The sequence below is a fragment of the Mycobacterium genavense ATCC 51234 genome (assembly GCF_000526915.1).
Classification (GTDB): Bacteria; Actinomycetota; Actinomycetes; order Mycobacteriales; family Mycobacteriaceae; genus Mycobacterium; species Mycobacterium genavense.
On record NZ_JAGZ01000011.1, the window covers coordinates 40,367 to 64,678 of the forward strand.

The 24,312-nt window shown below is 67.0% G+C and carries 15 protein-coding genes and 5 pseudogenes; 5 read left to right on the plus strand and 15 right to left on the minus strand.

From position 1 onward, the window contains the following. Nucleotides 1-39: 39 nt before the first annotated feature. The 3 genes from T428_RS0120180 to T428_RS33730 are packed head-to-tail and all read left to right on the plus strand — an operon-like array spanning nucleotide 40 to nucleotide 2,238. On the plus strand, nucleotides 40-1,302 hold the full coding sequence (locus T428_RS0120180) for a cytochrome P450 (RefSeq protein ID WP_025737918.1): 1,263 nt from the start codon (nucleotides 40-42) through the stop codon (nucleotides 1,300-1,302). 17 nt (nucleotides 1,303-1,319) lie between these two features. Next, nucleotides 1,320-1,901 (plus strand): alpha/beta fold hydrolase, encoded by a 582-nt coding sequence (locus T428_RS36185; RefSeq protein WP_425412060.1) that lies wholly within the window; start codon nucleotides 1,320-1,322, stop codon nucleotides 1,899-1,901. Continuing rightward, nucleotides 1,783-2,238, plus strand: a complete 456-nt coding sequence (locus T428_RS33730) for an alpha/beta fold hydrolase (protein WP_425412061.1) — start codon at nucleotides 1,783-1,785, stop codon at nucleotides 2,236-2,238. The genes T428_RS36185 and T428_RS33730 overlap by 119 nt, the downstream gene beginning before the upstream one ends. Here the strand turns inward: T428_RS33730 and T428_RS31375 are convergent. The 9 genes and pseudogenes from T428_RS31375 to T428_RS0120220 form a co-directional block, all read right to left on the minus strand. Continuing rightward, nucleotides 2,225-3,022, minus strand: coding sequence for an FAD-binding oxidoreductase (locus T428_RS31375; RefSeq protein ID WP_084298813.1), 798 nt, complete (start codon nucleotides 3,020-3,022; stop codon nucleotides 2,225-2,227). The two genes, T428_RS33730 and T428_RS31375, sit on opposite strands and share 14 nt — an antisense overlap. Further along, a pseudogene (locus T428_RS36190) lies at nucleotides 3,019-3,294 on the minus strand (2Fe-2S iron-sulfur cluster-binding protein); the annotation flags it as partial. The gene T428_RS31375 and the pseudogene T428_RS36190, both read right to left, overlap by 4 nt. After that, nucleotides 3,294-4,463 (minus strand): annotated as a pseudogene (hcp, locus tag T428_RS29725) (hydroxylamine reductase); the annotation flags it as partial. The pseudogenes hcp and T428_RS36190, both read right to left, overlap by 1 nt. Before the next feature lie 12 nt (nucleotides 4,464-4,475). Then, nucleotides 4,476-4,703 (minus strand): hypothetical protein, encoded by a 228-nt coding sequence (locus T428_RS33735; protein ID WP_211243984.1) that lies wholly within the window; start codon nucleotides 4,701-4,703, stop codon nucleotides 4,476-4,478. Next, complete coding sequence (locus T428_RS33740) at nucleotides 4,694-4,975, minus strand: hypothetical protein (protein ID WP_211243985.1); 282 nt, start codon at nucleotides 4,973-4,975, stop codon at nucleotides 4,694-4,696. The genes T428_RS33735 and T428_RS33740 overlap by 10 nt, the downstream gene beginning before the upstream one ends. Nucleotides 4,976-5,074: 99 nt before the next feature. Continuing rightward, entirely contained in the window at nucleotides 5,075-5,779 is a 705-nt protein-coding gene (locus T428_RS0120200; protein ID WP_051465295.1) for a Crp/Fnr family transcriptional regulator, read from the minus strand. A 40-nt stretch (nucleotides 5,780-5,819) separates the two neighbouring features. Further along, nucleotides 5,820-6,212, minus strand: a complete 393-nt coding sequence (gene acpS / locus T428_RS0120205; RefSeq protein WP_025737920.1) for a holo-ACP synthase AcpS — start codon at nucleotides 6,210-6,212, stop codon at nucleotides 5,820-5,822. A gap of 28 nt (nucleotides 6,213-6,240) precedes the next feature. Continuing rightward, entirely contained in the window at nucleotides 6,241-15,480 is a 9,240-nt protein-coding gene (locus T428_RS0120210) for a type I polyketide synthase (protein WP_025737921.1), read from the minus strand. Between the two features lie 551 nt (nucleotides 15,481-16,031). Continuing rightward, nucleotides 16,032-16,751, minus strand: coding sequence for a DUF1906 domain-containing protein (locus tag T428_RS0120220; RefSeq protein ID WP_025737922.1), 720 nt, complete (start codon nucleotides 16,749-16,751; stop codon nucleotides 16,032-16,034). Between the two features lie 296 nt (nucleotides 16,752-17,047). On the opposite strand from T428_RS0120220, the gene T428_RS0120225 reads away from it, so the two are divergent. Next, nucleotides 17,048-18,199: an aromatic ring-hydroxylating oxygenase subunit alpha gene (locus tag T428_RS0120225; protein WP_025737923.1), complete on the plus strand. Its 1,152-nt coding sequence runs from the start codon at nucleotides 17,048-17,050 to the stop codon at nucleotides 18,197-18,199. Here the strand turns inward: T428_RS0120225 and T428_RS0120230 are convergent. Then, nucleotides 18,182-19,534, minus strand: a complete 1,353-nt coding sequence (locus T428_RS0120230) for a lipocalin-like domain-containing protein (RefSeq protein ID WP_025737924.1) — start codon at nucleotides 19,532-19,534, stop codon at nucleotides 18,182-18,184. The two genes, T428_RS0120225 and T428_RS0120230, sit on opposite strands and share 18 nt — an antisense overlap. Nucleotides 19,535-19,635: 101 nt before the next feature. On the opposite strand from T428_RS0120230, the pseudogene T428_RS29730 reads away from it, so the two are divergent. Further along, nucleotides 19,636-21,108: pseudogene (locus T428_RS29730) on the plus strand (aldehyde dehydrogenase). Here the strand turns inward: T428_RS29730 and T428_RS29735 are convergent. From T428_RS29735 to T428_RS32320, 5 genes and pseudogenes are all read right to left on the minus strand, one after another. Then, nucleotides 21,097-21,557 (minus strand): annotated as a pseudogene (locus T428_RS29735) (MaoC family dehydratase). The pseudogenes T428_RS29730 and T428_RS29735 overlap by 12 nt on opposite strands. Next, complete coding sequence (locus tag T428_RS0120245; RefSeq protein WP_025737925.1) at nucleotides 21,554-22,027, minus strand: FAS1-like dehydratase domain-containing protein; 474 nt, start codon at nucleotides 22,025-22,027, stop codon at nucleotides 21,554-21,556. Before T428_RS0120245 ends, T428_RS29735 begins: the two are co-directional and overlap by 4 nt. 69 nt (nucleotides 22,028-22,096) lie before the next feature. Next, nucleotides 22,097-22,522 carry a nuclear transport factor 2 family protein gene (locus T428_RS0120250; RefSeq protein ID WP_025737926.1) on the minus strand — a complete coding sequence of 142 codons (426 nt, stop codon included), beginning with the start codon at nucleotides 22,520-22,522 and terminating at the stop codon, nucleotides 22,097-22,099. 61 nt (nucleotides 22,523-22,583) lie between these two features. Continuing rightward, nucleotides 22,584-24,114: pseudogene (locus T428_RS29740) on the minus strand (AMP-binding protein). Further along, nucleotides 24,027-24,311 (minus strand): AMP-binding protein, encoded by a 285-nt coding sequence (locus tag T428_RS32320; protein WP_084298815.1) that lies wholly within the window; start codon nucleotides 24,309-24,311, stop codon nucleotides 24,027-24,029. The pseudogene T428_RS29740 and the gene T428_RS32320 overlap by 88 nt, the downstream one beginning before the upstream one ends. Nucleotide 24,312 lies beyond the last annotated feature (1 nt).

Consider the following 24,312-nt stretch of genomic DNA (forward strand, 5'->3'; position numbering starts at 1 on the left):
TTAGATCGGGCTAGATGCTCTCACTCAGAGGAGGTCGTGATGGGGCAGCCGAACCTGGTGCCTGGCTTCGATTTCACCGATCCCGACATCTACGCCCATCGCCTGCCGGTCGAAGAGCTCGCCGAGCTGCGGCGCGTGGCGCCGGTGTGGTGGTGCGAGCAGACCCCGGGCAAAGCCGGAGGGTTCAACGACGGCGGCTATTGGGTGGTGACCAAGCACAAGGATGTCAAGGAAGTGTCGCTGCGCAGCGACGTCTTCTCCAGCTGGCAAAACGGCGTGATCCCGCGGTTCAACGACGACATCGCCCGCGAGGACATCGAGGTCCAGCGACTCGTCATGCTCAACATGGACGCGCCACACCACACCCGGTTGCGCAAGATCATCTCGCGCGGGTTCACTCCGCGAGCGATTGGCCGGCTGCGCGACGACCTCAACGAACGTGCGCAGCACATCGCGAAAGCCGCCGCTACGACCGGCTCCGGCGACTTCGTCGAACAAGTGGCCTGCGAGCTGCCGCTGCAGGCGATCGCCGGGCTGCTCGGCGTGCCGCAGGAGGACCGCGGCAAGCTGTTCGACTGGTCCAATGAGATGACCGGCACCGATGACCCCGAATACGCCCACATCGGCCCGAAGGCCACCTCTGCGCGGCTGATCTCCTATGCCATGCAGATGGCCGCGATCAAGGCGGCCAACCCGGGCGATGACATCGTCACCTCGTTGATCGAGGCCGACATCGACGGCGAGAAGCTCTCCGACGACGAGTTCGGGTTTTTCGTGGTGATGCTCGCGGTGGCCGGCAACGAGACCACCCGCAACACGATCACCCAGGGCATGATGGCATTCTGCGATTACCCCGACCAGTGGGAGCTGTTCAAACGGGAACGCCCGGAATCGGCCGTCGACGAGATTGTGCGCTGGGCAACCCCGGTGACCTGCTTCCAGCGCACCGCACTTGCCGACTACCAGCTGTCCGGGGTGACGATCAAGAAGGGCCAACGAGTGTTGATGTTCTACCGTTCGGCCAACTTCGACGAGGACGTCTTCGCCGACCCGTACACATTCAACATCTTGCGCAACCCCAACCCGCACGTCGGATTTGGCGGCGGCGGCGAGCACTACTGCATCGGTGCCAACTTGGCCAGGCTGACGATCGGCCTCATGTTCAACGCCATCGCCGATCACATGCCCGACCTCACCCCGATCTCCGCGCCCCAGCGGCTGCGGTCGGGTTGGCTCAACGGCATCAAGCACTGGCAGGTCGACTACCACCCGGCCGGCCCAAGGCCCGCCGCGATGTGTTGACCGGCGACTCGCCCACGATGCCGGAGTTGACCGCACAACACGACGGAATTCGACTGTGTTACCAGCGCATTGGCGACGCCGGGGCTCCGCTGCTGCTGATCTCCGGGCTGGCGGCCGACATGCACTACTGGAACGACGATTTCTGTGCCGCGTTGGTAAACAACGGGTTTCACGTCGCACGGTTTGACAACCGGGATGCGGGCCGATCGACTCGTCTGGACGGACTCGGCGCTCCCTCCCGGCGGGCCGCGCGACGCGATCCGGCTACCGCCCCCTATCAACTCGAGGACATGGCCGCCGACGCGATCGCGGTTCTCGACGCGTTGGGATGGGCTTCGGCACACATCGCCGGGCACTCGATTGGGGCCATAATCGCCCAACGGCTGGCCATCGACTGCCCATCGCGCGCGGTCACTCACCTGCATCAGCACGACACCGCACCCCGACGTCGGCCGGTTGAGCGCGAGGACGATGTTGGCCCTGTCGTGGGCTGCGCCCGGCGTGTTGACCCGAAGGCCGCCGCGCGGGCCGGCCGAGGCAGGCGAACTGCTGGTGCGCCAGCACCGCGTGATCGGCTCGCCCGGGTATCCGCGCGATGATGGCCGGCTACGTCGGCTCGGCGAGTTGATGTATGCCCGAGGCGGATTCGATCCCGCGGCGCGTGCCCGCCAGGCCGCAGCAATGATGGCCTGCCGCGACGCCCGCCCCGGTCTTGCGCAGCTGTCCATCCCCACCGTCATCCTGCACGGTCAGCAGGATCCGTTGATCCGTCCGGCCGGTGGGCGCGCCGTGGCCGCCGCCATGCCCAACGCGGAGCTAGTCCTCCTGCCGGGAATGCGGCACGATCTCCCAAAACCACTGTGGCCCACTATTATCGGGCATATCTGCGCCGTTACGGATCGAGCCTGGCCACCCGATGTTCTCAGGCAGTGTTGAAAAATCGCTCGGCATGGATCTGTTCGCGCGGCACACCGGCGGCTGTGAGTGCGAGGTAGGTCGCATCGATCATCCGCGGCGGCCCACAAACATAGACATCGGGGCTTTCATCGGCCGTGCGGAGTTCGGCCGCTGCCAGATCGACCGGGTTGCCCACGGCACCCGCCCACCTGAGATCCGGTCGCCAGACCACTGTGTAGGTGCGAAAGTCCGGCATCGATTGGGCGAGCTCGCGGAGCTCGTCCAGCGCGAAGACCTCGGTATGGTGCGTCAGACCGAAGAACAGACGCATCGGCTGCGGATCACCCCACTCGGCCATCCGGCGCAGCATCGACAGCAACGGTGACAGTCCGGTGCCGCCCGCGAGGAACCAGCGGGGCCGAAGGCCGTTCTCCACGAGCGTGAACGATCCCTGCGGGGCAGACACGGTGAGCACGTCGCCGATGCCCGCTCTCTCGCTGAGGTATTGCGACATCAGGCCGCCGGGGATCAATCGAATGTAGAATTCGAGCTCGCCGTCCCAGTTGGCGACGTTGGCCGGCGAGTACGCACGCCGGGCGTCGGTGTCGGGGACGGTGATTCGCACGAACTGGCCCGATTCGAAGTCCGCGATGCCGAGCCGTCGGTCCTGGGCAGCAGCGCAACTCTCATACGCATCACCGCGTCGGCGGCCCGGTCCAGACCGATGATCTGGACCTGACGCTGCTGCGGCGCTGCGGCGACGATCTGGTCTCGGCCGTACGGCAGACGGATGCGACAATCGCCACGAGGCACGCTGCAGCACAATAAGATTCCGTTTTGACTCTCCGGTACTTCAATGACGTCCGGGTCGTGCTTGCCCATGTCCACCTGGCCGTCGTCGAGCACCGCAGAACACGCCCCACATCCGCCCGTCCGGCATGACGACTTCAACACCAATCCGGCCTGCTCGGCGGCGGCCAGAACCGTGGTCTGCGAATCGCAGCGGATGGTCGACTCCGCCCCGTCTCGGGTGACTAGGACGACATCGTGGCGCGCCAGTTCGGTGTCGGTGGTAGTCGCGAGGAGCTCCGTCATTACGCACCTGCCATCGGGTCGGCGAGGTTTCGCGCCGGGTCGCCGATGGGTTTGAGCGCGAACCGCTCGACGAGGATGTCGACCACGGCGGGGGTGAGAAATGTCGGAAGCGTCGGACCCAGCCGAATGTTGCGGATTCCCAGCGACAGCAGGGTCAGCAACACCGCGGCGGCCTTCTGCTCGAACCACGAGACGAACAGGCTCAACGGCAGGTCGTTGACGCCGCAGTCGAAGGCGTTCGCCAGTGCCAAGGCGATCTGTACCGCCGAATAGCTGTCGTTGCACTGGCCGAGGTCGAGCAATCGCGGAGTACCGGCGATTTCGCCGAACTCATGGGTGTTGAAGCGATACTTGTTGCAACCCAAGGTCAGCAGCACCGTGTCGTCGGGCGCCTGGTCGGCAACATCGGCGTAGTAGCTGCGCCCCGGGGCGGCGCCGTCGCACCCCCCGATGAGCAAAAAGCGTTTGATTGCACCGTCTTTGACCGCCTCGATCACGGTATCGGCCACCGAGAGCACGGCGTCGCGCGCGAAGCCGGTGGTGATGGTTTCCGACGGTAGCTCGGTGGCGAAGCCGGGCAACGACTGTGCGGCCTTGATGACCAGAGAAAGGTCGTCGGTGTCGAGGTGACGAATGCCCGGCCAGCCCACCGGCCCGGTAGTGAAGATCCGATTGCGATAGGCCGGCTGGGGCTCGATCAGGCAGTTGGAGGTCATCACGATTGGGCCGGGGAACGCGGTGAAGTCGCGCTGTTGGTCCTGCCACGCGCCACCGTAGTTGCCGGCCAGGTGGTTGTAGGCGTGCAGCCTGGAATAGCCGTGGGCGGGCAACATTTCGCCGTGGGTATAGACGTTGATCCCGGTGCCCTCGGTGGCCTCCAGGATCTTGTGCAGGTCGAGCAGGTCGTGGCCCGACACCAGGATGGCCTTGCCGGTGACCGGGGTGATCCGCACCGGCGTGGGTACAGGGCTGCCGAAGCTGCCGGTATTGGCCGCGTCGAGCATCTCCATCACCTTGAGATTTACCGATCCCAACTCCATCGCGTGCCCAAGCAGGGCGTCCGGATCAGTAGGCGCGCCGGCCAGGAACGCCAACGCCGACTCGATACCAGCGTCGGTCTCGTCGGTGCGGTACCCCAGGGCATGCGCGTGATGCGCGTACGCGCAAACCCCTTTGAGCCCTTAAAGATTGAGATTGCGCAGGCCGATCACATCCGGGCCGATGCTATCCAGACCGGCGTCCACACCGACGGAGGCGGCTTGGGCAACCACCTCCGAAATCCCTGCTGCCGTCACGAACTGAGCTGGGCCGCAGAGTGTTTCGGGCTCGAAGCCGGCCGCCCGGGCCGCATTCTGGTAAGTTGCCTTCGCCTGCTCACGCATGCCGGCTGCCGCGCGGATCAAAGCCATGAGCCGGGTGGATTGAAATTGACGTTTGTCAGCGTGGTGAAAAGATCGAAGCTGGCGTGCGCAGCAAATCGCGGGTCAGCCGCCCCGAGCCGACAGGCTTCGTGCGCGTACTGACCGATACCGCGATTGAGGTAGACCAGCACGTCTTGCAGGGCCGCGGTGGTCGCGTCCTTGCCGCAGTTTCCCTTCGCGTTCGCACATCCGAAGGCCAACAGGCTGGGTCGGCTCGACGAATCGGTGCGGTCGGTTTGTTCGCATTGGTAGCAGAACATCGGGTCTCCTCCGGCGGCGTTGGGCGAGTGACGAACTCATGCTATGAACCGTCGAGAAGACCGGGTTTGACCTAGATCAAGGCGGCCCTGTGGGTGAGGTCACAGAATCGAGATGCTTCGCGCATGAGGGGCCAAGGCCGCGACGTCGGGAATCTGCACGACCGCCCCCTCCACACGGAGCAGGTCTTTGTCGGAGAGGGCACGCATGGCACGCGAAAACGTCTCGGGCGTCATGCCCAGGCGTGACGCAAGCACCTGTTTGAGAACGGGCAGCTCGACGCTGGTCGACCGCCCGCCGGGCCTCGTGTCGCCGGTGGGCGCACCGTCTGCCCCACCCAGGCTGTAGGACCCCTCCCCGACCGCCCCGAGGATGTAGGCCACGATCCGCTGGGTCGCGGACTGCAGCGACAGCATGGCAATGTCTTGGATCTTGCTTTGCAGCCGCCGTGCCATCGACGACAGCATGATGCGCGCCATCGCCGGGTCCTCATCGAGAACCCGGTCGACCGCGACAGCGGGGACAAACACCAGCTGCGCGTCGGCCAGCGCGGTGGCGTCCACCGGGTAAGGCTCGTGCACAAACATAACGGCGTGACCGAAAGCGCTTCCCGGACGCAGGATTTCCACGACCTTCAGCAGGCCTTCCGAATTGGACACCGAAAGCTGCATGAGGCCCTCGCGGACCAAGTAGAAACCCGTCGACGGCGTTCCTTTACGGAACAGCACCTGTCCCGAGCGCAGCGAAATCGCGCGGCTGTGGGCGGCCAGAAAGTCCACGTGCGCGGCGTCCAGCCCGTCGAACATGGAAGCAGAGGCAATCGCTTGCCGCAACTCCACCGGGCTCCTAAGGTGCCTCGAGGATGGCGACCGCGGCCGCGGTATCCCCTTCATGAGTCAGCGACACATGGATCGTCACGTCGGCCAGGTGCTTGGCGATGTCGCCGGTCAACCGGACCCGCGGTCGTCCCCACATGTCGGTGACGACCTCGATGTCGCGGTGGATGTCCTCACGCAGGATCGGTCGTTGCGAGAACCGTGACCCGGACCAGGCCTTGATCACCGCCTCCTTCGCGGCCCATCGTGCGGCCAGGTGACGCGCCGCCGACGAACTCTTGTCGGAGGCGTCGCGACGCTCACCCGGCGTAAACGTTTCGGAGAACACCGTTCCCGGTTGGTCAACCTGGTCGGCGAAATCCGGAATGGAGACGAGATCGATCCCCACACCGACAATGCCCATGGCTGGCCAGGTTAACCGATCACCGAATTCATCCGGCAGACACCTCGTAGGCCTCGTCGTCACCCAGTCGTGCGACCGGGTTCAGCAGCATCGAGGCCTCCTGCCGCTTCTCCGGCGCGCTGTGGTCGAAGCGACGGTCCGGCGGCCGCTGGTACAACGGCTCGCCACCGGCGATGGCCGACACCAGCCGACGCTGGCCGGCCAGCAGACGGGCGTCCGCGCGGCGCTGATAGTCCTCGCGTTGCTCCGGGTCCAGCGTCGCGAGGAAGGCCTGCGGGTGCACCAGCGCCACCAGACCCGACACGTGACCGAACCCGAGGCTGGTCAGCAACCCCGCCTTGAGTGGGAACTTCCCGCCGAGGCGCAGGGTGTCCCGCACCCAGACGAAGTGGGCCGAGCCGGACAGCTCGTCGTCGACGCAATCCAGGCTGCGGTTGGGCGGAATGACGCCGTCGCGCAGCATCTGGCACAGGCCCATCATCTGGAAGACCGCCGCGCCACCCTTGGCGTGCCCGGTCAGGCTCTTCTGCGAGACGATGAACAGCGGAGCGCCCTCGGAGCGGCCCATCGAATCGGCGAGCCGTTCATGCAGCTCGGTCTCGTTGGGATCGTTGGCCAGCGTCGAGGTGTCGTGCTTGGAGATCACCGCGATGTCGTCGGGACCCACACCCAGCTTCGCCAGCTCGCGTGCCAGCGGCGAGTCCTTGCCGCCGCGGCCCGCGCCCAGCGCGCCGAGTCCGGGCGCCGGGATCGAGGTGTGCACACCGTCGGCGTACGACTGCGCGAAGCCGACCACCGCGAGCACCGGCAGACCCATCTTGAGCGCCAGGTCGCCGCGCGCCAACAGAATGGTGCCGCCACCTTGCGCTTCGACGAAGCCCAACCGGCGCCGGTCGTTGGCCCGGGAGAACTTCGAGTCGGCGATGCCGCGGGCGCGCATCATCTCGGTGTCGGCGGTGGCCGCCATGTCACCGAAACCGATGATGCCTTCCAGGGTCAGGTCGTCGATACCGCCGGCGACCACCAGCTCGGCCTTGCCGAGCCGGATCTTGTCCATGCCTTCCTCGACCGACACCGCGGCCGTCGCGCACGCGGCGACCGGGTGGATCATCGACCCGTAGCTGCCGATGTAGGACTGAACCACGTGTGCGGCAACGATATTCGGCAGCACTTCCTGGAAGATGTCGTTCGGTTTGTTACGGCCCAACAGGTTCCCGTGGTACATCGTCTGCATCGAGGTACCGCCGCCCATGCCGGTGCCCATCGTGTTGGCCACCAGGGTCGGGTGCACGTAGCGCATCACCTCGGCGGGGCTGAACCCGGCGCTCAGGAACGCATCGACGGTCGCGACGATGTTCCACACCGCCAGCCGGTCGATGGAACTGAGCATGTCCTGGCTGATGCCCCACACGGTCGGGTCGAACCCGGTCGGAACCTGTCCGCCGACGACGCGCGACAGCTTGTTCTTCCGCGGCACCCGAATCTCGGTGCCGGCCTTGCGGATAACCTGCCAGTCGCTGGAGTCGGGCACCGGCCGGATCACCGTGTGCTCGGGGTCGAACTCGGCGAAGGCGCGGGCGTCGGCCTCCGAGGAGACGACGAACGCGAAGTCCTTCTCCAGGAACACCGACACCAGCAGCGGCGACGCGTGGTCGGGGTCGATCGAGCCGTCGTCGACGAATTCCCGGATGCCGCAGCGCTCGACGACGGTGTCGTGGTAGCGCTCGACCAGTTCGGCCTCGTCGACCAGCTCACCGGAAGCCGTGTCGTACCAACCCGGTTGGGGATCGTCCTCCCAGCGGATCAGCCCGGTGGTCCAGGCCAGTTCGAGGACCCCGGCGGCCGACAGTTCGTTGTCGACTTCCATCTCGAAGCGGGTGCGCGACGAGCCGTACGGGCCGAGTTCGGCGCCGCCGACGATCACCACCAGGTCAGACGGGTCGAGATCGAGGTCGGGCCATTCCGGCGGCGGCGCCGGGGTGTAGCCCCGCGGCGGTGACGGCAAAGCGGCGATGGTGCCTTCGGCCGGCCCGTCGTCTTCTGTTGTCTCCGAAGACATCTCCTCGCGCGCCTTGGCGGCCAGTTCGGCCATGTCGAGTTCGACGTCGCCGAGACCGCCGGTCAGGTCGGCCTTGATCGGCTCGCTTGCCGCGGCCACCTTCGACTCCACGTCGCACAGGGCCAGCAGCATCGCGGCCATCTCGTCGGTGGTGTAGGTGGTGACACCGGCTTCCTCGACGGCGCTGACGATGGCGTCGTTGTGACCCATCAGTCCGGTGCCCCGGGTCCAACCAATCAGGGCGTGCGCCAAGCTGACTCGCGCAGCCCACGAGGATTCGGCGTGCCAGCGACTAACCAGGGCGTCCAGCGCGGACTTGGCCTCGCCGTAGGCGCCGTCACCGCCGAACATGCCGCGGTTGGGCGAGCCCGGCAGCACCACGTGCAGCCGTGAGGCGATGTCGCGCTCGGCGCCGATCTTCGACAGGCCGCCGATCAGCCGCTGCACGGCCCACAGCAGCACCTTCATCTCGATCTCGGAGCGCGAACCGGCCTCCGACAGATCGCCGGCCACCCGCGGCGCCGCGAACGGGAACAGCAGCGTCGGGGTCTGCGCGTCCTTGATGTGAATCGACTGCGGCCCAAGGCTTTCGCTCTGCTCGGCACCGACCCATTCGACCAGGGCGTCGATGTCGGAGTAGGAGGCCATGTTGGCCGGGACCACCCACAGCGATGCACCGAAGCGCGCGTGGTCGCGATACAGCGTGCGGTAGAACGCCAGCCGCTCGTCGTCGAGTTTGGAGGTGGTCGCGATGACGGTGGCGCCGCCATCGAGCAGTCGCGCGACGACCGCCGCGGCGATCGAGCCCTTGGAAGCGCCTGTCACGACGGCGACTTCGCTCTGGTACGGACCGGGGTCCGGATTCTCGGCACCCGCGGCGATCCGGCCGAACAGCGACGCGTGGATTCCACGACCCGCCGCCAGCGCCTTGCCCTGCCACCACGTCGCCTGGGTGGCGACGGTGTGGCCGGCACCCTCGAAACGTTCGGACAGCCGCACCCAGTCAGCGTCGATGTCGCCCTCGTCGGCCAGCCACAGCTTGACCAGGTCCTCACGTGCGCTGGCCCAGCGGTCGTCGAACAGCACGGCCTTCTTGGGCTCGAAGGCCGGTGCCACCAAACGTGGCCACTCCGAACCCAATTCGGCGGTGACCAAATCGATCAGCTCGGCGTCGGTGGCCACCGGTGCGACGCTGACCGCGTCGTCCAGACCCAGCTGGCCCAGCACCAGGCGGGCCGCCGAAGCGAGCACGCCGTCGCGGCCGGTGATCTGGTCGGTGAACTCGGAGAGTGCCGCGGCGTCGATGGTCGCTCCGCCGCCACCGCCCGCCGAGGGCAGCGCCACCGAAACACCGTGGCGCGCAGCGACCGAGGCGACCGCGGCGTCGATGACTTTGTCGACCGTAGCGGCGTCGGCCAGCGCACCCTCGTGCAGGTGCCCCATCGCACCGCCGCGGACGCTGGTGCCCTCGCGGGTGCCCAGCGCGACCTCGACGACGACGTGCTTGGCCCAGCCCTCGCCGAGTTCCCAGGTCTTGGTGACCCGCTCGGTGATGGCGGCCGGCCGCTTGCCGGACGGCCCGAGGACCGTGCGCAGTTGATCGTTGATGGCGTCCGAAAGCACTGGGCCGTAAGGCTTGTAGGTGCGCGCCAGCTTGGTCACCTGCGAGCGCAGCCCGACCAGGTCGGCCTCGGCGGCACCGTCGATGGCGCCCAGGTTCAACTCCGAACCCAGGTCGACCAGCAGCTGGTTGCGCCGCGACGACGCGCCGTCGGTGATGGACTCGATGGAGTCCAACTGCTCGATCTGGTCGATGCGCATCTTCGCCGACAGCGCGATCAGCGCCAACGTGGCGTCGGCCGCGTCGAACGTGAGGTCGTCCGGACGTGGGCCCCCGGACGGGGCCGCGGCGGGTGCCGGAGCGGCAGCGGGTGCTGCGGCGGCCTCGGGGGCCGCGTCTCCCGCGGGTGCTGGCGCCTCGTCCTCTGCCTCCGGTTCGGGGTCGGTGTCGGTGGCAAACAGCACCGCCGCATCGCGCTCGGCGTTGAGCACTTCGACTGTGCTGTGGGCATATTCGGGCAGCTTGAGGGTGTTGGCGGCCAGTCCGGCGACGGTCGGCGCGGACTTCACGCCGATCTCGACGAACCGCTCCACACCCAGGCCGCCGGCGGCCTCCTCGATGAACAGCAGGTCCTGGGTTTCGATCCAGCGCACCGGGCTGGCGAACTGCCACGCCAGCAGCTCGATGAAGACGGTGCGGGCCATCTCGCGCGGCCGCTCGGCCCGCCAGGTGTCGTAGTCGACCAGGATCTCATCCAGTGGTTCGGCCGGCACCAAATCGCGGATCTCCTGGATGAAGTCGCGATCCAGCGTGAACGGCCGCGGCACCAGGTTGGGGATGTAGCGCCCGATGATCAGCTCGGGATCCTTGTCGCGCGGCATCACCCGCTCCAGCGAGCGGCGGAAGTCGGCGACCCGGACCCGCAGCACCCGCGAGTGGAACGGCACGTCGATGCCCGGCACCAGGATGAACGAGCGCTTGCCGCCGGTGATCTCGCGCCGGCGCTCCACTTCCTCCTCGAGAGCCTCGAGGCCGCGTACCGTGCCGGCGATCGCGTATTGCGAGCCGCGCAGGTTGAAGTTGACGATCTCCAGGAATTCCCCGGTGCGCTCGGCGATTCCGGCGACGAAGTTCTTGACCTCGTCGTCGAGCAGGTCGATCTGCGACGGGCGGATCGCGGCCAACCGGTAGTTGGAGCGGCCCATCTCGTCGCGCGGCACGATGTCGTGCATGTTGGAGCCGCGGTGGAACACCGTCTCCAGCAAGGCTTCCAGCTCGTAGACGCCCAGCACGCAGGCCAGCGCGGTGTATTCACCGACGGAGTGGCCACAAGCGATGGCCCCCTCCACGAAGGCGCCCTGCTCGCGCATCTCGGCGACCTGGGCGGCCGCCACGGTCGCCATCGCGACCTGGGTGAACTGCGTCAGGTACAGCACACCGTCGGGGTGGTGGTAGTGCACCCCGCTGGCGATCAGGCTGGTCGGGTTGTCGCGCACCACATGCAGCACCGAGAAGCCCAGGGTGTCGCGGGTGAACTTGTCCGCGTCGTCCCACACCTTGCGGGCCGCCTTGGACCGGGCGCGGACCTCCATGCCCATGCCCTTGTGCTGGATGCCCTGACCGGGGAAGGCGTAGACGGTCTTGGGTGCGGCCAGACGCGCAGTCGCCGACATCACCAGGTCCGTTCCAACCTTGGCGCTGACCTCCAAAACCTCTGCGCCCTGGTCGATTCCGACGCGGTCGACCCGGAAGTCGACCTGGTCGCCCGGACGTACCATGCCAAGGAAGCGAGCGGTCCAGCCGATCAGGCGAGCCGGCGGGCGGGCCTGACCGTCGGTCGCCGTCACCGTGTGCTGTGCGGCGGCCGACAGCCACATGCCGTGCACGATGGGCGATTCCAGGCCCGCCAGCAGCGCGGCGGCGCGGTCGGTGTGGATCGGGTTGTGGTCACCGGACACCACGGCGAACGGACGCATATCGACCGGCGCGGTCATGGTGACGTCGCGGCGGCGCCGGCGCGGAGTGTCGGTGGTGTTCTCCGACACCGCGCCACCGGCGCGGGACGGGTCGGTGAGTTCGGCCGAGCCGGTACGCCCGAGGATCGCGAAGCGCTCCTGGAGCGTCACGATCGCCGTGCCGTCGGGACCGGCCACCGTCACCGAGACCGGAACGACCCGGCCCATGTCGGTGTCGATGGCCGCCGAAGCCGTTGTGGTAACGGTCAATTGGGTCGGCTCGGCGGGCACCTTGCCGACCACGTGAGCGGCGTGGTCCAAGTGCACCAGGCTCAGCAGGCCTTCGACGACCGGGACGCCGGCCTCGGTGACCGCGGAGCCGATCGTGGCGAAGACCGCGGGCCAGCACAGACCGACGAGCGCGTCGGGCACGGTGGTGAGGCTGGGCGCCAGGCGCTCGCCGAAGGTCGCGGTGACCCCGGTGTGGTCGGCGACCCGCTCGGGATCCCAGTCCACCGTCACGGTGGCCGTTCCGTCGGTCACCGTCGGAAGGAATTCCGGTCCGTCGACGCCGGCGGCGATCGCCAGCACCGCACGCATCGCGGCGGTGGCGTCGTCGGTGGAAACCACCGGCGCGCCGCCGTCAACGGTGTTGGCGTGCAACGTGAATGGGATGTCGATCCAGACCCCGGACACCGGGATGCTCAACACGACGCGCTCATCGGAAGTCACCTGCAGGCGAGCTCCGGTGGACGAGTGCGTGGCGCGCTGACCTTCGTGGACCAACCAGTCGGCAGGATCGGCGATGCGGTGCACCGGGTTGGTGGCGATGCGCCCGGCCCACAGAACGTCGGGGGCGTCCAGCACGACGGCCAGCGCCCCGGTCACATCCGCGCGGCCCACCCGGCGCGACCGGACGGGTTGCGCCTCGCCGCCGGCGGCCAACACGTCGTCGATGGCGGCCTGCTCGAAGCGGTCGAGCAGTTCACCGACGGGCTCGTCGACCCGGGTGATGCCCGCGACCGCGGCGGTGCCCGGGATGATGCACACCTGGTCGGCGTCGTAGCGGGCGTCGTGCGCCTGCCACAGCGAGTCACTGCGCCACCAGCGGCGCACGTCCTTGTCGATGACCGGCACGAAGTTGACCGGCTTGCCCGGCGTCTTGCACAGCGTGACGAAGAACGGCACATCGGCCGGGTGCAGCTGCACCCTCTCGGCGTCCGGGTAGTCCCGCAAGAGCGCCGCGATGGCCGCCTCCGGGTTTTCCAGCAGCGCCGCGTCGTTGTACAGCGTCGCGATCGGGCCGTGATCCTGCGGGTGCAGCCGGGCCTCGGCGCGCTGCAACATCTGCTGGAAGCGGTCGCGCCAGGTGTCGGCCAGCCACGGGCTGCCCGGCCCCAACATTCCCGCGGTGTCGGCGGTCGAGTTGCCGTCGCCGATGGTGAGCTCGACGTAGCGCTGCAGCCACTGCAGGTAGGTCATTTCCCCGACGTCGCCGAAGTACGGCTTGGCGGTGCGAGCCATCGCGGCGATGATCTCGTCGCGGCGCTCGGCGACGGCGTCGGCGTCACCGGCGACCTCGTCGAGCAGCCGGCCGCACCGCGAGGCGCTGTTGTCGATCTCGTGGATGTCGGCACCGAGCTGGCTGCGGCTGGAAGCCATGCCGCCCTGGGCTTTTCCGGCCCCGATCCACTGGTCGGTGCCGTTGGTCTCGACGAGCATCTGCTTGACCGACGGCGAGGTGGTGGCTTCCAACGTGGCCATCGCCGCGGTGCCGGCCAGGATGCCGTCGACCGGCATCGACGGGAAGCCGTAGGGCTCCGACCACCGACCGGACAGGTATTCGGCGGCCCGCTCGGGGGTTCCGATGCCGCCGCCGACGCAGACGGTGATGTTGGAGCGCGAGCGCAGCTCCGAGTAGGTGGCCAGCAACAGGTCGTCGAGGTCTTCCCACGAGTGGTGGCCGCCGGCGCGTCCGCCCTCGATGTGCATGATCACCGATTTGGTGGGCGCCTCGGTTGCGATGCGAATGACCGAGCGAATCTGCTCGATGGTGCCGGGCTTGAACACCACGTGGCTGATGCCGACGTCGTTGAGCTCGTCGATCAACTCGACGGCCTCCTCGAGGTCCGGGATGCCGGCGCTGATCACCAGACCGTCGATCGCGGCGCCGGCCTGGCGGGCCTTCTGCACCAGGCATTTACCGCCGACCTGCAGTTTCCACAGGTAGGGGTCGAGGAACAGCGTGTTGAACTGGTAGGTGCGGCCCGTCTCGAGCAAGCCGGACAGCTCCTGGATGCGCGCGGCGAAGATCTCTTCGGTCACCTGCCCGCCGCCGGCCAGCTCGGCCCAGTGCCCGGCGTTGGCCGCGGCGGCGACGATCTTCGCGTCGACCGTGGTCGGGGTCATGCCGGCCAGCAGGATCGGCGAGCGCCCGGTCAGCCGGGTGAATTTCGTCGACAGCTTGACCCGGCCGTCGGGCAGGGCCACGACGGTCGGCGCATAGCTCGACCAGGGCCGTGCCACCTCGGGGGTGGCCCCGACGGTGAAGAGGTTGCGCTGCCCGCCGCGCGTGGCGGCGGGCACGATGCCGACGCCCAGGCCGCGGATCACCGGTGCGGTCAGCCGGGTCAGGATGTCGCCCGGGCCCAGGTCGAGGATCCAGCGCGCGCCGGCGTCGTGCACCGCGTTGATCTCTTCCACCCAATCGACGCCACTCACCAGGATGGCGTCGGTCAGGCGCCGGGCCAGCTCGACGTCCAGGCCGACCTTCTCGGCCCAACCGCCGACGATGACGATGCCGTCGGCCAGCCGCGGGGTGTGGAAGCCCACCTCGACCTGAACCGGGTCGAAGACCGGTGCGAAGACGTCACCGCCGCGCAGCTTGTTCTTGCGGTCGGCCTCTTCCTTCTCGGAGATCTGCTGGCAGTACAGCTCGAAGCGAGACAGTTGCTCCGGCGTGCCGGTGATGACGACCGAACGACGGCCGTTGCGGATGGACAGCACCGGGGGCAGCACGGTCCGGACGTCCTGGGCGAACTCGTCCAGCAACTGACGGATGCGCTCGGGATCGGCGTTGGTGACCGACACCATCGGCGGGCGGTCCCCCAGCACGGAGATACCACGGCGACGGGCGACCAGCGTGCCGGCCGCGCCGATCAGCTGGGCCAGGGCGAGCAGCTCGACGTCGCGAGCGGCGGCCCCGTCCTGTAAGCCCTTGAACGCCTCGACGGCGAGCACGCCCTGCGAGTGGCCGGCGACGGCGACCGGCGGGGTCGCGGTCCAGTCCATCCCCTGGCGCGCCAGGGCACGCACTGCCGCGATCTGGGTGAGCAACACGCCGGGCATCGACACCGCGGCCGACGTCAGGTGCTTGTCCGCGGGCGTCGGGTCCTCGGCCGCCAGCGCCCGCACCCATTGCAACGGCTCGAAGCCGATCGGGCGGACCACGACCAGCTCTTTGGCCACCGGCTCCAGCAGCAGCTCCGCCTCGCCGGCCAGCGTGGCGATGTCGGTCTCGATGCCCGCCGAGGACACCAGCTCTTCCAGGGTTTCCAACCAGGCGCTGCCCTGGCCGCCGAACGCGACAGCGTACGGCTCGCCGGCCGTGAGACGGTCGACCAGAGCATGGGTGCTGTGCGGGCCTTGGCCGTCGCGGTCTGCGGACACCCGGTCGTGCTCGTGGATCGTCACCTTGTATATCTCCCTGTATGCGTCTTCACGTATCGGTTCGTCTGGCCTGCTGACGGCCCCGGTGAGCGGGGTCCCAGCTGGCTCTGGGTCGATTCCGCTCTGAATCGCAGCCCGAATCGCGGCTGACCGGTGTGTTGTCGGCGGCCACTCGTGTCGACCAAGCGGCGCGGGGACTGCATCGGCTGTACTAAGAGTGTCATAAGGATTCGGGTCGTTTTTCTGCGCAGATCGGTTACTGGTGAGTTCTACGCACGGGTAACCGTGTCGTGGGTAACACCGGGATTAACCGGCCGTCCGGGTATCCAGAACAAACGTCCTGCATGCAGGTGGTTACGGTCGAGTAGCTATAACTGCGCTGTTCAAGGCGGCATTGTTATCAAATCGTTATGTTACGAATTTGTGGTGCGCGCCGCCTGTCGCGCCGCGGCGTTCGAGCCGTCCGGGCCGCGCCGCCGTCCGCGCTGGGCGAACAGGTGTTTGCTGGAACCGAATTGCGCAACTATGCCGGGATCGGTTAATGGGCCAGAATTCGTTACGACGGCGCGGGGTTGCTAGGCCCACTGCCCGAATTGCGGCTTGAGGATCTCGTTGATGTCTACGCCGACACCGCCCACGCTGCGCTTATCGATCTCGACCTGGTGCAGATTGGCCGCCGGATGGGTGTAGCCCTTGGGCGAGCCCCAATTGTGCTGCCAGAAGCAGGAGCCCAGGCCGTCGTTCAGCGCCCAGTCGATCGTCTTCGAATTGGCGTAAACGCCCGTCCGCTGGTGTCCGATCACCGCTTCCCAGGACCGTAGGTACGGGGCGATCTGGTTTTTGTACTGCTCGTACGACGGGTCGTCGTCGATCGACGCGTAGATCGGTGCGGTGGGGGGACCGCCGGCGGCGGCGTGCAACTCCATGCCCCGCTTGGCGTGCTGCAGCCCGGCGTTCGCGCCGCCCAGCCAGTCGGCGGAATTGCCCTTGCCGTACTGGTAGCAGGAGACGATCTTGAGTCCGTTGCTGTGCAGGTCACGTGCCTCGGCGATCTGGATCGGCTTGCCCAGCATCCAATTGCCGCCCGGCCGGCGGTCGGAGACATAGCGGATGGCCCCCACGGCGCCGGTGGCCCGGATCTGGCTGGCCGGGATCACGCCCGCGGCGTAGTCCAACAGCGTGCCCAGCGATGCCGAGGCCGTCGGGGCGTCCAACGCCGACGCCGCGACGCCCATGCCCAGTAGGGCCGGGGTCGCGGCCGCGAATTTGAGCACGTCACGACGCGAAAACGACACATCGGACAGGGTACGACACAAACATCAGCAGACACATGAGTCACACCGGTCACAGGTTAGTCACTTTCTGTGGCTCGGGTGTGCGGTGGCGGCCTCGGGTGTGCAGAGACGGCCTCGGGTGTGAGTCCAGGGCGGCGACACGCCGGGGCGAGCCGCCCTAGCGCACACCGAAAGCCGTTAGCGCACACGGTGGACCCGCGGAGCCGTAAGCGTGAGCGCAGTCGCCGGACCCGCGTAGCCGCATTGTTATTGTCACAATTAACTTAATAAAGTTAACGTCAGAGGGGGCCTGCAACATGGATCACGATCAGCTCATCGACCTGACCCGCCGGGCCTTGAAGTTGGCCCGCGACAAGACCACCGACCAAGCTGCGCGGCCGCACACCGTCGACGCGAGCGACTACACGTCGCCCGAGCGACACCGCCGTGACAGGGCGCTGCTGCTGGCCAGCCCGCAACTGGTCGGCTACGTCAGCGAGCTACCCGCGCCCGGCGCCTACTGCACAAAGACGGTGATGGGGCGATCGATCCTGCTGACGAGGACATCCGGCGGGTCGGTCCGCGCCTTCGACAATGTCTGCCTGCACCGGCAGTCCCCGGTCGCGACGGGCTGCGGCACCGCGAAGCGATTCAGCTGTCCGTATCACGCGTGGACCTACGACAACACCGGAAAGCTGGTCGGTGTGCCGGGCCGCGAGGGATTCGCGGATACGACGGTAAAATCCGACTCGTTGACCGAACTCCCCGCCGCCGAGTCCGCCGGGTTCCTCTGGGTGGCACTGGACAAAGACGCCACCCTCGACGTCGCCGCGCACCTGGGGCCGCTCGCCGACGAGCTCGACTCGTGGGGCATCGGCCGCTGGTCTCCGCTGGGTGAAAAGGTGCTCGACGCGCCGATCAACTGGAAGTTGGCCGTCGACACCTTGGCCGAGAACTACCACTTCGCCACCGTGCACCGGGACACCTTCGCCACGATCGCCCGCAGCAACTGCACAGTGTTCGATTCGTACGGACCACACCATCGGTTGATCTTCCCGCTCAACGGGATCCTCGAGCTGGAGAGCGTTCCCGAGGAACACTGGGACCCGTTCCACAACATGGTGGTGATCTACGCCCTGTTCCCCAATATCGTGATCTCGGTGACGATCGCCAACGGCGAGTTGTTCCGCATCTACCCCGGCGACGAGCCCGGCAGGTCGATCACCGTGCACCAAAACTCCACGCCGCTAGACCTTTCCGAGGAATCCGTGGCTGCCGGTGCTCAAGCCGTGTTCGAGTACGCCCACGCCACGGTGCGCGACGAGGACTACAAGCTGGTCGCGGGCCTGCAGGCCAATCACAACTCGGGCGCTCGCGATCACCTGGTGTTCGGTCGCAACGAGCCGGGATTGCAGCACCGTCACATCGCGTGGGCCGAGGCGCTGGCGGCGTCAGCTGCCGCCGGCTGATTCCGCCTCGCCCAGCACGGCGATCAGATCGTCGAGAAGCGTTGCGACCGTGCCGTTTTGCACCGGACGCGTCCCGGCCAGCAGTTCAGCCGCCGACCGGCGGCGGCCGGCGGCCACCAATCCCACCAGCTGGTCGACCATCGACTGCAAGCCGGGTTCGGCGTCGGCCACGGTGGTGGCCAGCACCTCGACCAGCTCCCAGTCCCGGTACAGCGCCAGCGAGCGTTCGTTGAACGCGAAGCCGCTCACCGGCCTACCCCACAAGGTCCCCTGGTAGCGGTACGGGCCCTCCATGTACTCGATGGGCAGACCGTGCGCCGGCGCCGGCACCAGCGGTTCGCCGACCAGATCCAGTTGCAGTGTGGCGCAGGTGATTCGGTGACGGTCGGGCATGTACCGGGCTCGGGCCGGGGGGCGTACCAGGGGCCGTACCGTCTCCGGCCATTTCACATAGCTGGTGACGGTGACCTCCACGTCTTCGGCGCACTGGGGCGCGATGGCGGGGTCGGGATGGCTCGTCGTGATACCGGTGAAGGGTTGCAGCGCATTGCCATTCGCGCGGTCGAACTGGCGCCAGATGCTCAGGTCGACCCCGTTGTCGAAATTGATGGTGCGCCATTCGTGCGAGCGGGCGCGCGGGTCTCCCCCGGTTCCGCCGCCGCCCGCATACTTCCGAGACCACTGTCGGTCGACGTGTCCGGCACTGCCGGATACCTGCTCGACGGTCTCGCCCCAGCGCACTGTTCCGGTCATCGACATGCCGGTCTGGAAATACGAATACGTGTCGTTTTGGCCGAAGCATGCGATCTTCCCGTTGAAGGTCGACGCACCCACCGGTGTCGGCGCGCGCGTCGGAGTGACGACCAAGTCCAACCGCATGGATCGGCCTTGGTGGTCGCGGCCCACCAGGCTGACCCGATACGTGTAGGGCAGCAATTCGCCGTCGCCGTCACGGCACGTGGTCCACGATGCGGTGCCGGCACTGCTGTCGTAGCTGACGTCGAGATAGCCTGTGGCCATGGACATTTTGCGCCGCGCACCCGGCTCCATGTTCTTCGGCGGCATGTCGTAATCGGTGTAGGTGCCGTAGTCGCCGTTGTCGAGGTCGAACAGCGCCATCGTGTAGAAGTCGGCGACGACCGCGCCCCCGGGTCGGTTCTTGTTGAAGATCGTCAGGAACGCAAACGACCGGTCGTTCTCGACGGCCTGTAGTTGGCCGCCGATGAACCACGTATCCGATTCCTGGTCGGGATGCTCACCCTCGGCCTCGGGGAAATCCAGCTGCCTGTCGCCGGGCACCAATTGATACGGGTAACTGCGCCAATTGGTACTCATCTCGGCTTCTCTGCCACAGCGCTATCCTTATTCTTTGTTATGTTAGCGTCAATAGCGAAGTTACGGTCACGGCCTCGTCCCCGCCCCAAGGAAGTGCCCCGATGACAGAAACATCCGAACATCGGACCTACGCCGAACTGTTCATCGGAGGGCAGTGGCGCAAGCCCGCCAATCCGCAGCAGCTCGCCGTGATTTCGCCACATTCGGAGGAACCGGTCGGACACGTCCAGGTAGCCGGGCCCGAGGATCTCGACGCCGCCGTCACCGCCGCGCGACAGGCTTTCGACCACGGGCCATGGCCGCGCATGACGCATGCCGAGCGGATGGCCAAGGTCGAACAGCTGGCCGGGATCTACGGCGGCCACATCGACGAGATGGCCGACCTGATCACCGACGAAATGGGATCCCCGCGGACCTTCAGCCGGCTCGGCCAAGCGGCGGCCGCGGCGACGATGATGCATCTCGCGCTGGCGGACGCCCGCACGTTTCCCTGGACCGAACGTCGCCAAGGCGTCCTCGCTGAGGTACACCTGCGCCGGGCGCCGGTCGGGGTGGTGGGTGCGATCGTGCCGTGGAACGTTCCCCAATTCCTGATCATGCCCAAGTTGATCCCGGCCCTGATCGCGGGATGCACGGTCATCGTCAAGCCCGCGCCCGAAACACCTTTGGACACTTTATGGTTGGCCGAAATGATCGAGCAGCTTGAACTGCCCGAAGGCGTGGTGTCGGTGCTGCCCGGGGGACCGGACATCGGCGAGGCGCTGGTGCGGCATCCCGGCGTGGACAAGATCGCATTCACCGGTTCCAGCGCCGTCGGGCGCCGCATCGCCGCGTTGTGCGGCGAGCAGCTCAAGCGAGTCAGCCTGGAATTGGGCGGCAAGTCCGCGGCGATCATTCTCGACGACGCCGATATCGACAAGACGGTCGCGGGGCTGAAATCGGCCGGCCTGATTAACAACGGCCAGGCCTGCGTCACCCAAACCTGAATCCTGGTCAGCGACAAGCGTCATGACGACGTCGTCGGCGCACTGGCCGGCATGATGTCGTCGCTGACCGTCGGCGACCCGGCCGACGAGGCAACCGACATCGGTCCACTGGTCGCCCAACGGCAACAGCGCCGGGTCCAGGACTTCATCAAGTCCGGGCAGAGCGAGGGCGCACGCGTGGTGCTCGGCGGCGAGGACAGCCCGTCCGATCGCGGATGGTACGTGCGCCCAACGCTATTCACCGACGCAACCAACGACATGCGCATCGCCCGAGAGGAGATCTTCGGCCCGGTCTTGACCGTGCTGCGCTACCGCGACGAGGCCGACGCGATCCGGATCGCCAACGAGACCGACTATGGGTTGGCCGGTTCGGTGTGGACGTCCGACATTGCGCACGGCCTGGAGGTCGCGGCGGGCGTGCGCACCGGCACCTACGGCATCAACATGTACACCCTCGACATCGGGGCCCCGTTCGGCGGTTTCAAGCAGTCGGGCATCGGACGCGAGTTCGGCCCGGAGGGGCTGCACGAGTACGTCGAGCTTCAGACCCTGGTGTGCAAGGGGCAACTGCCGCCGTTAGCCGATTGACAATGAACCACTTTCGGGCAGCTGCAAGGTGAGCTCGACCGGGCAGCACAGGATGCCGTGCTGGTTGGTCACTTCGATCGTGATGTCCACCAGGCAGCGCGGCGGCTCCACCGAGGTGTCGCGCCGCTTGGCCACCGCGCGGCCCCGGCCGATCATCGTGTCGCCGGCGTAGATCGACCCAGCCAGCCGCAGTGAGCGGCGCACCACCCGGCTGCTGGGGCCGGCCCACTCGGTCGCGACGCGGTCGGCGAACCCCGCGAGGTGCATCGTGTTGAGGTAAATCGTTGGGTTACCCTGCTGTTGGCGTATTCGGGATCGAAATGGCCCGGGAAATAGTCCCACGTCGCTCCGGCGTTCTCCACCACCCGCTGGTAGCTGATCTCGTCGACCACTGCCGGCAGCTCGATGGGAACGGTGATCGCGTCCCAATTCAATTCCGCGCCGGTCATACCCGCGCCGCCGGGGTGAAGCGGAACAACGTATTCCGCGATCGGGCGACGACGGTCCCGTCCTGGCGGCGATAGGTCTCCAGCGTCTCGATGAAATGGCCCATGCCGAGTCGGGTCGTCTTCTCCGGTGACACCGACACCAACTCCTCGACACTGGTCAGCACGTCACCCTCGACGATGGGTTCGGGGAACTCGACGTCGTTGGCGGCGTTGATGAATGTAGCGCCCGGCAACGGCACTCGCAAGATCAGCGACGTCGCCGGGCGTCGGCCGCCGGGCTCCCACGGCGGCGGGATCAGCCATCCCATCAACAGACCCGGCGGTGCCAGCAGGCCTCCCCACTGCTGCCGGGCGAATTCCGGATCCCAGTAGGACCGATTGCCGTCGTGAATCATCGAGGCATACAACTGAATTCGCGCTCCGCTGACCGGCGTCGACGCGGTGCGCGGTTCGCTTGTCGCGCCGACCATGCGCAGCGCATCTTCGTACGTGCCGAAGGCTAATCGTAGCTGAGATCGGAATCCACGTATCGGTGCCGCTTACATGACAAGCGGGTGCCGGTTCGGCACCACGTCCCAGCAGAGATTGCACGAGGTGTAGTACCAGCCGCCGCGCTCGTAGATCAGCTCGTCCCGGTAGGTCCCGGTGACACGCAACGTGGTCTCTCCGAAGGCGGCGGAGAAAAGCAGGGCGACACAGCGCTGCATCGCGTGCACGCCGTCGACGGCGATCTCGTGGTCGACGGTCACTAGGCGGTGTCCTTCGCCTCCGTCGAATGCCGAGCGCAGGTCGTCGAACGCTTCGCCGTCGCGGACAAAGCTGGCACCGGAATGACGAAACGTCGCGATCCAGCTATCGCGGTCGCCGTCGGAGTAAGCGCGATTGTGCCGGGCGTTCAGGTTCAAGATCGCGTGGCGGCCGGTCGCAGCGTGCAGGAACTGCTCCTGCTGGTAGGACATCGTCATTTCTACTCGCCAGCCTCTCCCCCGAAGGAAAAAAGAACCAACTTTGTAACATCGACTTTACTTACCGCTTAACAATATATCCGTGTTGTTCTCGATCCCAGGCCTTCGAAGTTAATCCCTTGGCTCGCAATAATTCTTTACGCACCCGCCCGATAACGTTCTTCGGGAGTTCGTTGACCTGCTCGACATAGCGCGGGACGCAGAAGTACGGCATCCGGTCGGCGCAGTAGTCGAGCAGCTCGGCGCAGTCCAGCACGGCGTCGGGGCGCACCGCCACCACGAGCAGGATGTCGTCCTCCCCCAACTCGCTGGGCACCCCGATCGCCGCCGCTTCGGCGACCGCGGGATGGGGCATGACGACGCGTTCCACCTCGACCGAGGAAATGTTCTCTCCGCGCCTACGCAGTGAATCCTTGATCCGGTCCAGATACGTGAGGTTCTGATCGGAGTCGAGCCGGCCGAGATCACCGGTGCGGAACCATTCCGGATGCGGAACCAACCGCGCGTCTTGGCCGATGTAGCCCTCGCTCATCACGTGTGGGTGCCGGGGCCGGCAGGCGATCTCGCCCACGGTGCCGCGGGAACCGGGTCGCCGTCGTCGTCGACGATGCGCACGTCGAAGTTGGGATTGGGTCGACCCGACGTTCCGGGGACGCCCTCGTCGGTCACGCCCTTGACCGCTATCGGGAATGCCTCGGTCATCCCGTACATCGTGACAATGCGGCACCCGTAACGCTTTTCGATGTCGTGATAGGAACTCGCGTCGATCGGTGCGGCCGAGATGAACCGCAGTGGCAGCTGCGCGTCACGCGTGTCGGCCGGCAGGTTGCAGAGCATCGACACCATCGCGCCGGCTCCGGCGAAGCCCACGGCACCGTGGGCGCGGATGTCGTCCCACACCTGGGCGGGGTGGAACGATTGCGCCAGCACGGTCGTTCCGCCGACCAGCATCGGGACCAGCACGCTCGGCGCGGCGCTCAGGTGGAACAACGGCATCGCCGTCCACAACGCCTCCCTCGACCGCAGCTCCCAGGACGACGCTACGGTCGCCGCGACCGAGAACAAGTAATTCCAGGTCGTGGCAACGGCTTTCGACGGCCCGGTGGTGCCCGACGTGTAGAACAGCGCCCCCAGTTCGCCGGGCTTGGCGGGGTCGTCGGTACAAACGGCACCGCGCTCCAGCCGGCTTGCAAGCGAATCGTCTTGCACCACAATGTCGGTCACCGTATCCAACCGGTCGGCGATCTCGTCGAAGCGGGGGCGGCGCTCGGCGTCGGTGAGAATCACCTTGGCCGCGACAACTGCAGGGTGTGCAGCAGGAAGTCCCCTTTGTTCGCGGCGTTGACCGCCGCGCTCACCGCGCCGATCCGGGCCGCGCCGAGCCAGAAGTACACCCATTCCGGGCAGGTGCCGGTGAACAACGCCACCCCATCGCCATGACCCACGCCCAACGAGGACAGTATCTCGGCCGCCGCACCCGAGCGCCGCCGCATCTGCTCGAATGTCACGTCGGTCCCGGCGATCGACAAACCGCCCATCTCGTGTTGATGGGGTTGACTACGCCGCCACACCACGGCACGGCGAGCAGGCACTCATGGTAGCGATCAGAGTTCAAGGCGAGGATTCCGACGCGGTCTCCCGGACAAACCCCCATCGCCGTGAGGGCTGCCGCGAGGCGGGCAATCCGCTCAGCAGACTCGGCGACCGTGCGCCTGCGGTCGCGATGGATCGTAGCGATACGCTCAAGCCAGAGCCGAAGCTCCCGATGCAGCGACTGCGTCAACCACATC

Bases quoted from the DNA above. Each gene is read 5' to 3' on its own strand.
- T428_RS0120250 (WP_025737926.1), bottom strand. From the start codon at position 22,522: ATGACGATGTCCTACCAGCAGGAGCAGTTCCTGCACGCTGCGACCGGC.
- T428_RS33735 (WP_211243984.1), bottom strand. From the start codon at position 4,703: ATGGCTTTGATCCGCGCGGCAGCCGGCATGCGTGAGCAGGCGAAGGCA.
- acpS (WP_025737920.1), bottom strand. From the start codon at position 6,212: ATGGGCATTGTCGGTGTGGGGATCGATCTCGTCTCCATTCCGGATTTC.
- T428_RS32320 (WP_084298815.1), bottom strand. From the start codon at position 24,311: ATGTGGTTGACGCAGTCGCTGCATCGGGAGCTTCGGCTCTGGCTTGAG.
- T428_RS0120245 (WP_025737925.1), bottom strand. From the start codon at position 22,027: ATGGTCGGCGCGACAAGCGAACCGCGCACCGCGTCGACGCCGGTCAGC.
- T428_RS0120230 (WP_025737924.1), bottom strand. From the start codon at position 19,534: ATGAGTACCAATTGGCGCAGTTACCCGTATCAATTGGTGCCCGGCGAC.
- T428_RS0120200 (WP_051465295.1), bottom strand. From the start codon at position 5,779: ATGTTCGACGGGCTGGACGCCGCGCACGTGGACTTTCTGGCCGCCCAC.
- T428_RS33740 (WP_211243985.1), bottom strand. From the start codon at position 4,975: ATGTTCTGCTACCAATGCGAACAAACCGACCGCACCGATTCGTCGAGC.
- T428_RS0120225 (WP_025737923.1), top strand. From the start codon at position 17,048: ATGGATCACGATCAGCTCATCGACCTGACCCGCCGGGCCTTGAAGTTG.
- T428_RS0120180 (WP_025737918.1), top strand. From the start codon at position 40: ATGGGGCAGCCGAACCTGGTGCCTGGCTTCGATTTCACCGATCCCGAC.
- T428_RS36185 (WP_425412060.1), top strand. From the start codon at position 1,320: ATGCCGGAGTTGACCGCACAACACGACGGAATTCGACTGTGTTACCAG.